Raw genomic sequence first — 11,402 nt, forward strand, 5'->3', positions numbered from 1 at the left:
TGCCGCACAAGTGGCTTTCGATATAGAATAACTATTAGCTTCAATTCCCTTACTTGCCTACAGCATTTTTAACTCCCGCTGAATGCTCACTTACTTAATGGAACTGGTATTACCTCCTGAATACAAATAAGGGAATATCCATGATATTCCCTTATTTCAGCTTATTTAGCTAGAACAGACTAGAGCAGCGCTACCTTTGATGCTTAGGTGTGGTGCCCCAAACATTCTTCTTCGCCGGACGTTGCCTTTGGCCATTGGCGCTACTCTCTTGAGTGCCAAATGCTTTCCCACCCTGCTTATTCGACGTGCTGCCAGCCTTGCTCTTAGGCTTTCTGTCGGCAAACTGATCTTCAGAGAAGCGAGTAAAGGCCTTCTTGCCACCAGAAGACGGTTTATTGTCAGCGTTATTAGCTCCACCCTTCCCCTTGTTACGTATGGCTTCACGTTCATGGCGAGACTCGGTCGGAACCAGGCAGCTGGGACTATTGCCTATAAGCTCCTCTCTGCCCATCTCGATTAGCGCTTCGCGGATCATAGGCCAACCAGCAGGATCGTGGTAGCGCAGCAAGGCCTTGTGCAGCTTACGCTGACGTCCTTTTTTCGGCACAGTCACCTTTTCACTGGTGTGTTTTACATTCTTCAGCGAATTGAGTCCGGTATGGTATATGGTGGTCGCGTTCGCCATCGGCGATGGATAGAAGTTCTGCACCTGATCCAGCTTAAACTTCTCTCCCTTGAGCCAGAGCGCCAGATTGACCATGTCGTCGTTGGTCGTACCTGGATGCGCCGAGATAAAGTAAGGGATCAAATACTGCTTTTTACCTGCTTCCTTGGAGTACTTGTCGAACAACTCCTTAAACTTTTCATAGGTGCCCATGCCCGGCTTCATCATCTTATTGAGCGGACCATCTTCGGTATGCTCGGGGGCAATCTTGAGATAGCCGCCCACATGATGGCTCGCCAACTCTTTCACATAACGGGGATCTTCGGTGGCCAAATCGTAACGGACACCCGAGGCGATGAGTACCTTCTTGATCCCGGGAACATCCCTTGCCGCACGATAGAGATCGATCGTCGCCGAATGATCTGTATCTAAGTGACCGCAGATAGAGGGGAATACACAGGAGAGTCGTCTACAGGTTTTCTCGGCCTTGACGCTCTTACAGCCCAGACGATACATGTTAGCCGTCGGGCCACCAAGATCTGAGATAACGCCGGTGAAGCCTGGCACCTTATCCTGAATGTCTTTGATCTCATTCACGATAGACTCTTGGGAGCGACTCTGAATGATACGTCCCTCGTGCTCGGTAATGGAGCAGAAGGAACAACCACCGAAACAGCCACGCATGATGTTTATCGAGGTCTTGATCATGTCATAGGCGGGGATCTTGTCGTCACCATATGAAGGATGTGGCACCCGCTTATAGGGCAGACCAAACACACCGTCCATCTCGTCGGTATTTAACGGCCAGGCAGGAGGGTTTATCCAGATCGCGCGCTCGGCATGACGCTGAAACAGGGCACGGGCACAGCCCGGATTCTGCTCCTGATGCAAAATTCTAGACGCGTGAGCATAAAGGTATTTGTCTTCGGACACTTTCTCGAAGCTTGGCAATAACACATAGGTCTTCTCCCAAGGTTTAGGCCTCGGAGCCTGTACGCTGATGGCCTTGGGAGCTTCGTTATCGAATATCTTCACATCCGACGGGCCGGACATGTTCTTACAACCCACATCATCGGCGCCATAGGGATGAGGAATAGGGTCTATCTTATGTAGCTGATCTATCTTGCGTGAGTCCATGCCCTTCCATTCGGCAAGTGGCTCTTTACGTATCACAGTGGTACCGCGAATATCGTGCAGTTCTGCAATAGACTCACCCGCCGCCAGTCGATGGGAGATCTCCACCAGAGGGCGTTCGGCATTACCATAGGCCAGAATATCGGCTTTAGCATCTAAGATCACACTGCGGCGCACCTTGTCAGACCAATAATCGTAGTGGGCCATGCGGCGCAAGCTGGCCTCTATGCCACCGATGACAACCGGCACTTGCTTGTAAGCTTCCTTACACCTCTGGGTATAAACGGTTACGGCGCGATCCGGGCGCTTACCACCGATATTTCCTGCCGTATAAGCATCGTCGTGACGCATGCGACGCTCGGCAGTATAACGGTTGATCATCGAGTCCATATTGCCCGAAGTCACCCCAAAATAGAGGTTTGGCTTACCCAGCTTCATGAAGTCTTCTTTATTAGACCAGTCTGGCTGAGAGATGATACCGACCCTGAAGCCTTGAGACTCAAGCATACGTCCAATCACGGCCATACCGAAGCTGGGATGATCCACATAGGCATCCCCGGTCACAATGATGATGTCACAGCTGTCCCAGCCTAGTTTCTTCATCTCTTTGCGAGACATAGGCAGAAATGGGGCCGCCTCCGTTTGCTCAGAGCGATATTTGGGATGAGTAAATAAGGTAGATTCAACTTGCATGAGTAATAAAGCCTGACTATCAAACGGTGAAAATAGAGTATTCGCGCCCACTAACGGGACGCGGAGTATAGCAGGGGACAGACCATCTAGGCGAACAAAAAACGAACAAGTGTAAAGAAAATTAGGCTTGAGACAAGAAAAATCATTAACCCTAGATCTGGTAAGGGAATAGGACTGGCTCTAGGTTTTGCACTTAAGTCGTCCTTCCCAAGATGAATATAGTCGGCTAATGGCTTACTTTGCTACAGCTTATTTTAACAACTTCTTACTTAGCTAGGTAGCCTATCGAGTCCAGAGTAAACTGAGTGATATTAACAATGGCTAAGATCAAAATGACTAACCAACTAAGCAGACCACCCCAGAACCTCCCCAGGTGATATCCACCCTTACTTCTGGTCAGCCCCACGGCATGTAAGATACGTCCGACGATCCAGACAATTCCGAGCAGATGAAGATAGATACCGGAGAGGCCGTTCAATTCCGCCACCAGCAGCAAGGCCATGGCGATCGGCGCATTCTCGATCAGGTTGGCATGGACTCGAGTGGCGAGTTCTAGCTCTTTATTATCAGCACTACCTATGCCTATCTTATGTTTGCGACGTAACTTAACCACCCGCATGGCCAATGCCACCACTAATATCGCTGTTAAACTGATATACAGACCCGAAATAACCACTGACATATGCCATCCTTTTGCTTGCACTATTTCTTTTGATAAACCAGCATTACAACTAATTGAGCCTAAGTAAATATTTTCCAGTCGATTAACCTTTTTTCTACAAACTAGGTTAATATGCGCTCGCCTAAACACCCCAATATCTAAATCACAAATGGACCTCGCTAGTGGACAACGAAGAATTTCTTGAGAAACGACGTTTTATTATCAAGTTAGGTAAGTCGTTGCATAAGTTTGGTACTCCGGCCTATCGACTGGAAGCCCATCTTCAAGCCGTTTCGAGCTTACTTGGCATAGAAGGATATTTTCTTATTTCGCCAACGGCGATGACCTTTGTGCTGCAGCACGATACAGATCAAGAGTATAACCATGTCGCCCGAGTAAACCCCGGTGAATTAGATCTTGGCTCTCTGGCTCGTACCGATGAGTTGGTCGAAGAATTAGTCTCAGGTAAGCGTACGCTAACCGAGGCATTAGAACGCCTCGAAGAGATCGCCAACAAGCCAAACCCCTACGGTACCAAGCAAACCTTATTGGCCTTCGGCAGCTCAGCCGGCGCATTTGCTATGTTGATGGGAACCAGTTGGAATGATGTATTCTGGTCGGCAATGCTAGGACTCATGGTCTACGGTTTGGTCTACCGCGCCGAGCGATCCAAGCGTATGGCCGAGATGCTTGAACCCTTAGCGGCCATCCTCTGTGCCATTTCGGCGACAGCTATCTCACATTTCGACCCGAGTATAAATATCCCAGTGGTGATCCTCTCCGGCATCATCATCTTTATCCCAGGGTTGGCACTAACATTAGGCATGGCAGAACTCGCCGCCAGAGATCTGATCTCGGGTACTGCACGTATCATGGATGCCTTCATGTTACTGTTTAAGCTCTATTTCGGCGCGATATTGGGCATGGTTGTAGGCTCAGCCATCTTCGGCGATGCAATCAGCTTCGAGCCCGCACCTTTACCCAGATGGGCTATTTGGTCGGCAGTGCCGATTCTTTCTATGGCATTGGTGATCATCTTTAAAGCCCGTATGAAAGATGCTCCTTGGGGAATACTCGCTGGCATAGTCGCATTCTTCTCATCCATGTTAGGCAGTATCTATCTCGGGGACTCCATCGGCATCTTCTTCGGCGCATTCGCCGTTGGAGTCTATTCCAATTTATTTGCCCGCTGGATGAAGGCTCCGGCCTCTATTGCCTTGCTACAAGGCATAGTGATCTTAGTGCCCGGCAGTAAAACTTACATAGGCCTGAATACACTTATCTTAGGTGAGACCATGCTTAATCAATCACACATAGGCAGCCAGGTCTTTCTGATCTTTATGTCGCTCATTGCCGGACTCATCTTCGCCAATGTTGCCGTGCCTCCGCGAAGAACACTCTAGAAGTCTGTCACCACTCGCTCATCCAGCTACCATACTCAGCGTTAAAACTAGCATTTAGCGCTGAGAGGTTTTCCGCAATCAGTTCAAGCCCCGCCAGTAGGACTTTTCCCAGTACCTATGCCTTTTTAACACTTGTAACCCACCATTCTACCTATGTTAAATCACTCACATATTTCATCTTTAACCTTGACTAACTCCTGTCTGGCGTGTGTTATTAACTTGTAGCCCAAAAAATTCTATTAGGTAATCAAACACACGAAAAGATTATAAAAGGCCTCTATATGATGAGATGCACGTCGAATTTATCTCTGTTTATTGTCTGCTTTATGGCCAGTATGCCTGGCAGAGGAGACGATTCGACGTTAACTGAAACATCATCAGATGAACCTTCAATACTGGCTGACGATGAGGCTTTTGCTCGAGAGGACACCAGCCCAAAGATCACCCAGAAGAAACTCATCCGCAAAATAGTGGTCTCCAGTAATCCCATCTTCGATGAGTCAGCTCCCGATGCCTTCTTTATCCATCGCTGGGCTAACTATCTTCATATTAATACCCGTGAATCTATCATTCTCAACAAGTTAAACTTCGAGGCTGGCAATCGTGTCACACAGAAAGACCTCGATGAGGCTCAAAGACTACTGAGATACGAGCCCTACATACGCGATGCAAAAGTCAGTCTGGTAGAAAAAGGTCCCGATTCAGATATTGCCGAAGAAGGGGATACACTCTTGGTTGAAACTTGGGATAACTGGTCACTGTTACCGACTATGAGTCTGAGTCATAGCGGCGGTGAAAGTAAATATTCCATAGGCATTAAGGAAGATAACTTACTTGGCTACGGTATACGTACCCGGATTAAGTACAAATCTGACGCCGATAGAAGCGGCTATAAAATCTCACTGGAAGCCCCTCTGGATAGTTTTATCAAACACTCAAAAGTCGCCTTTAACTATCAAGACAATAGTGACGGGGAGGCGACACAGCTTTACTTCAACAAGCCCTTCTATACCTTAGATACCCAAGATATGTATTCGGCTATCTACAGTGACGACCTCAGAATCGATACCCTTAGGCAAAATGGCATGGACATCAATGAGTTTGAACAGCAACATGACTTCAATAGTCTGATGTATGGCTGGCGGGTGAGCAAGAGTGACAACTCTCGCACTCGTATCATCACAGGTATCACCCAAGATCAAAGCTTGTTTGCCATCACAGAAAAATACCCCGACTCAGAGATCCCCCAAGACCGGGACTTCCTCTACCCCTGGCTCGCCTATGAGTATTTGCAAGATGACTTCAAGGTGTTGAACAATGTCCACCTCATCAACTATAACGAAGACTTTAACTTAGGCTGGCATCATTACTTTAAATTGGGCCTGGAAACCCAAGATACCGGGGACGGTTCTGCCCTTGGCTACCACCTTAACTGGAAAACGACCCACGGCTATCAGGCCGATGCAGAGCTTCTCTTGCTGGAGTTTGACGGTTCGGGGGTGTTTGCTACCAGCCAAGAAGACTTCTATAAGGTCAACATGATGGCGGAATACTTCTATCAGATAGATCCAAAGTGGACGGTTTACGTTAAGACCAGGCTCAGTACATCTAGAAATAACTATTTAGATAAGACCTTTGCCCTGGGCGATGACACGGGCATACGTGGCTACCCTAACAATTACCAGCATGGTGATAATCAATGGTTATTTACTACAGAGCTGCGTAACTACCCGAATATTAACCTATATCAACTCGCCGAACTCGGCTGGGCTGCTTTTGTCGATGTAGGGCAAGCCTTTGGCGGACCCGATGAAAATAATGAAGTATCGGGTCCAATAGGCAGCATAGGCATAGGCGCAAGAATCTATTCATCTCGTTCGAGTTACGGTAACGTGGCTCACATAGACCTCACCCTCCCTTTCACCTCAGGAGTAGAAGTAAACAGCTGGGAATGGCGCTTCCAGGTAAGAAACCGTTTCTAGAGAGAAGGACTAAACTGATAGTTAAGGCTCATCATTTGGCTATCTATGTTTCGCTACTTCCTCATATTCCTTGTCTCTCTCACCAGCTTGCTCGCCAATGTCGATGCTAAGCCTTTGAAGATCGTCTGCCATGAATTTGCGCCTTTCAGCTTTCAGGACTCGAACAATCAGATCACTGGCATTCTCGTCGAAATAGCCAGACTCGCTTGTAAAAGCTGGCAGCAAGGCTGCGAGATTGAATTACTCCCGAATAAACGAGCGAAGAAAGCCTTTCACAGCGGACAAGCCAATGGACATTTTTTGGGCTGGAATGAAGAGCGTGCCACCTCCATATGGTTCTCAGTACCAATGCTTGAGACTGAATACGGATTTTACTCTCTCAAGCAAAGTAACCTCAGTAAAATAAATCAGTTATCAAGTAAATCCATAGGTGTCCTTGCCCCCTCAAATACTTACCAATCCTTGCTAAATATAGATCTTAACCAACAGCAACTAGGGCTGGAACCGATGAAAATCATCATGCTTAACTCTGCAAATCAACAACCTCTAAGAATGTTAGCTATTGGACGTTTCGATGCTTACTTCGTCAATAGAGACGTAGGTGCTTACTACGCCATCCAACTAAATATCTCAGATCTAGATTACTTAAGCAGTAATGAGAAGACCCATTATTATCTTGGCTTTAAAATGCAGTACAACGACTACGACACCATAAAATCATTCAATCACCATCTAGCAACACTGTTACATCAAGGCGTATTCGATCCGCTGTTTAAGCATTGGCATGTGAAAACACCTAAGCTAAACCCATCGCAATACCCGAGTCTCAACATTCCTTTCTAAAAACCTATGCTTGAATAAATTCATTGTTGCTGTTTTCTCAATATCACATTCACCTCCTCGAACTCGAATACATGCTCATGTACCGTCTCTTTGCGAATAACATAATGCACACGTACCATTTCGGCCTCGACTCCACTTTTTAGGGTCAATACTTCATAGTCACAATTTAATTAATCCACCTCAATATGAATTACACACAGCCTATGACAGCTAGATCAAGGATGTTGACCAGTAAAACCATCGGTAACCCGTTAGATAATAGAGGTGCCATTGCTTTACCCATAGGACATGGCCCATACAGGCCCGCATATTCTTCGATTCTAATTAATCTAATCTTAAAGCAGAGTAAACTGAGTGATAGATTAATCACTGCTTCTCACTTGGTGAGATATTAGCGACGAAAAATGAAAATAAGCATGCTAAAAAAAATATGCTGCAACTATAATAAATTTAACATGTGACTCTAATTAAACAGATTTAATTATTATTTTTGGAGAAAGAATGATTTTACCTGTAATCATGGCAGGTGGAGCAGGTTCACGGCTCTGGCCCTTGTCGCGACAAATGTACCCCAAACAGTTTCTCACCTTAAACGGTGATAGCTCTATGCTACAAAGCACGGCTATGCGTCTCAAGGGGATTGAACATGCTCCTGCCATGGTGATCTGTAATGAAGAACATAGGTTTTCAGTTGCAGAGCAGTTTCGAGCCAACAAGATCCCCAATAGCGGGATTATTCTTGAACCTGTAGGGCGCAACACGGCTCCGGCTATCGCTCTGGCGGCATTAACCGCGATTAAAAATAATGATGATCCCTTATTGTTAGTGTTAGCTGCCGATCACCTGATTAAAAATGAACGAGCGTTTCGTCAGTCAGTTAAAACGGCCACTGAATTTGCTCAAGCTGGCAAGCTGGTTACGTTCGGTATAGTGCCCACGGCGCCAGAAACCGGTTATGGCTACATAAAACGCGGCGATACCTATGGTAAAGGCGCAGGCTATTGTGTGGCAAAGTTTGTGGAGAAACCGAATCTAGCAAGGGCTCAGGCCTATATGGATAGCAAGAACTACTATTGGAACAGTGGTATGTTCCTATTTAAAGCCAGTCGCTACTTAGATGAGCTTAAAACTCATAGCCCGGAGATCTATGCAGCATGTGAAAAAGCTATCTCTAATACTGCCCATGACTTCGACTTTTTACGAGTGGATAAGGCCGCATTTGAGGAATGCCCGGATAACTCTATCGATTACGCAATAATGGAGCCTCTGTGCAATAGCGAAGATTCAGATAAAGTTGTGGTCGTTCCCATGGATTGTGGCTGGAGTGACGTAGGTAGCTGGTCTGCGCTTTGGGAAGTGAAAGACAAGGACTGTAACGGTAATGCCTTTCAAGGCGATGTGATAAGCATAGACACCAGAAATTCCTATGTTCACGCTACCGACAAGCTAGTGGCTACCGTAGGCTTGGAAGATGTGATAATCGTTGAAACAAAAGATGCTATTTTAGTTTCAAAACAGACCGAAGTTCAGCAAGTTAAACAGATTGTTGAGCAATTAAAAGAAAACCAACGAAGTGAATGGCAGCACCATCGTGAAGTATATCGCCCCTGGGGGAAATATGACTCCATCGACTACGGTCAGCGTTTTCAGGTGAAACATATCACGGTAAACCCAGGCGCTAAACTGTCAGTTCAGATGCACCATCACAGGGCCGAACATTGGATCGTGGTATCCGGCACTGCAAGAGTGACTAACGGTGATCAAGAGATCTTACTAACAGAAAATCAGTCAACATACATACCCATTGGCACTACCCATGCCCTTGAAAACCCCGGTAAAATCCCATTAGAGCTGATCGAAGTACAGTCGGGGTCCTATCTTGGCGAGGATGATATTGTCCGCCTTGAAGACCGCTACGGCCGCAAAGATGAGCAGGAGTAAACGACAGGCCAGCTTTCTAAGCTTTAGCTTCAATATTTGAATCTCTAGTATTGACGCTAAATAAAGAAATAGTCATACCATCTTCATGGGAGAGTGCTTACTCTCACCTATAGGATTTTTGATGTTATTGAGTTCAAATGTAATTAAAAGTAGTGGTATAGCCTTTGGCACCAGCGGTGCTCGTGGGCTGGTCACTCAATTTACCAATGAAGTTTGTGCGGCTTTCACCCACTCATTTGTCGCGACTCAGCGGCAAACCTTCACTTTCAACCATGTCGCCATCGCTATTGATAATCGCCCTAGTAGTTTTCGGATGGCAATGGCCTGTGCCAAGGCACTGGAACACTTGAGTATCAAAGCTATTTACTATGGCGTAGTTCCAACACCCGCACTAGCATATGCTGCAATGCAAGATAATATACCTAGTATCATGGTCACCGGAAGCCACATTCCATTTGACCGTAATGGCTTGAAGTTCTATCGCCCCGATGGAGAAATAAGCAAATCTGATGAACAAGAGATCTTGTGTACTCGGGCAGAGTTTTCCCCCTTAGAAGACATCCCTAACCTTGCTGTTAACCCGCGTGCTGCAAGGCTTTATGTCCAACGCTACATATCATTGTTTAATGCTTCGCTTCTCACAGGCAAGCGTATTGGTATTTATGAGCACTCAAGTGCTGGGCGAGACTTATATTCTGAGATATTCTCGGCCCTGGGCGCCGAAGTCATAGCTTTAGAGAGAAGTGATGATTTTGTGCCTATCGATACCGAGGCAGTATCCGATGAGGATATAGTTAAAGCGAACAAGTGGTCAAAACAATATGCTCTCGATGCCATATTCTCAACCGATGGCGATGGCGACCGTCCCCTCGTTGCCGATGAGAATGGCACTTGGTTACGGGGTGATATTTTAGGCTTACTCTGTGCCAATGCATTACACATAGAGGCACTCTCAATACCTGTTAATAGCAATACGGCCATCGAGAGTTGTGCATACTTCTCTCATGTGAAACGAACAAAGATTGGCTCGCCCTATGTTATTGCTGAGTTTTCTGCTCTAGCAGAAAATTATGAAACAATCGCAGGTTTTGAAGCAAACGGGGGCTTCTTGCTCGGCAGTGATGTAAGACTCAAGCAAAATACACTTAAAGCCCTGCCGACTCGAGATGCCCTCTTACCAGCATTAATGCTTTTTGCAGAGGCTAAATATAAAACTATTTCAGCCGTAGTCGACTCCCTCCCCAAAAGAGTGACATACAGCGACCGTATAAAAAACTTTGCCACGGAACGTAGCCAAATAATTTTGACTCTAGGCCAAGACAATCCTAACCGACTACTCAAGGCCTTAGGATTTGAAGAAGTATCAATTCAGACCCTTGATTGTACCGATGGCTTACGAGTGACCCTCAACGACAACAGAATAATCCACTTACGCCCCTCCGGAAATGCGCCTGAACTCAGATGCTACGCTGAAGCTGATACCGTCGACATGGCAAAATTCCTAGTACATTCTTGTTTAAGCAAGGTCAGCGTTAATGGGTTTGTAGATCTCTTATCCGAATAAACCTATACCGATTGGTATAAGCATTCCCTACGCTTCAAAGACATTCTTCGTATCCCTATGGGACAGATACGGAAGTGTCGATATTGAATATCGAGGCTAGTTCCTTTGTAGCCTGCAACCAAGGTGCCTTCAAATTCCAATGGCCCAGCTTGAAATGGTCATGATACTTGCCGAAGGCCGAACACATGGGGAGTAGGCATTGCACGTACGTGCTTAAGTGGATAAGCCACCTGCCTATATTGACGTTGGATATGGGCAATAGAATTTATATTTAAAAATATCCAGACGCAAAAAGCGGAGGCGCCTTCCAATAGCCCAGCTTCGGATAAATCCTCCGCGTTCTACCGCAGCATCAAACTTCGTTTGCTGAACGCAGCGATATCACCCTACTATCACATAAAAGGATGCATGCTGCGCATGCGCTATCTATATTCCCCATGTGAGAAGCTCATTTCAAAAGCTGTTAAACGAAAAAATCCCCAACACTAGGTGCTGGGGATTTATCGTTTATTAGGCG

The 11,402-nt window shown here is 46.3% G+C and carries 7 protein-coding genes; 5 read left to right on the top strand and 2 right to left on the bottom strand.

Annotated elements, in window-relative coordinates:
- Positions 1 to 190: 190 nt before the first annotated feature.
- Positions 191 to 2,491 carry a YgiQ family radical SAM protein gene (locus tag FS373_RS24310; protein ID WP_144048396.1) on the bottom strand — a complete coding sequence of 767 codons (2,301 nt, stop codon included), beginning with the start codon at positions 2,489 to 2,491 and terminating at the stop codon, positions 191 to 193.
- 265 nt (positions 2,492 to 2,756) lie between these two features.
- On the bottom strand, positions 2,757 to 3,173 hold the full coding sequence (locus tag FS373_RS24315) for an MAPEG family protein (protein ID WP_144048397.1): 417 nt from the start codon (positions 3,171 to 3,173) through the stop codon (positions 2,757 to 2,759).
- Between the two features lie 161 nt (positions 3,174 to 3,334).
- On the opposite strand from FS373_RS24315, the gene FS373_RS24320 reads away from it, so the two are divergent.
- From FS373_RS24320 to FS373_RS24340, 5 genes are all read left to right on the top strand, one after another.
- Positions 3,335 to 4,555 (top strand): threonine/serine ThrE exporter family protein, encoded by a 1,221-nt coding sequence (locus tag FS373_RS24320; RefSeq protein ID WP_144048398.1) that lies wholly within the window; start codon positions 3,335 to 3,337, stop codon positions 4,553 to 4,555.
- A 281-nt stretch (positions 4,556 to 4,836) separates the two neighbouring features.
- Positions 4,837 to 6,537 (top strand): ShlB/FhaC/HecB family hemolysin secretion/activation protein, encoded by a 1,701-nt coding sequence (locus FS373_RS24325; protein WP_152830805.1) that lies wholly within the window; start codon positions 4,837 to 4,839, stop codon positions 6,535 to 6,537.
- A gap of 45 nt (positions 6,538 to 6,582) precedes the next feature.
- A complete protein-coding gene (locus FS373_RS24330; RefSeq protein WP_144048399.1) occupies positions 6,583 to 7,380 on the top strand; it encodes a substrate-binding periplasmic protein in 798 nt (265 codons plus the stop codon).
- A gap of 501 nt (positions 7,381 to 7,881) precedes the next feature.
- A complete protein-coding gene (locus tag FS373_RS24335; RefSeq protein ID WP_152830806.1) occupies positions 7,882 to 9,321 on the top strand; it encodes a mannose-1-phosphate guanylyltransferase/mannose-6-phosphate isomerase in 1,440 nt (479 codons plus the stop codon).
- 121 nt (positions 9,322 to 9,442) lie between these two features.
- Complete coding sequence (locus tag FS373_RS24340) at positions 9,443 to 10,885, top strand: phosphomannomutase (RefSeq protein ID WP_144048401.1); 1,443 nt, start codon at positions 9,443 to 9,445, stop codon at positions 10,883 to 10,885.
- Positions 10,886 to 11,402 lie beyond the last annotated feature (517 nt).

The sequence above is a fragment of the Shewanella sp. YLB-07 genome (genome assembly GCF_009377275.1).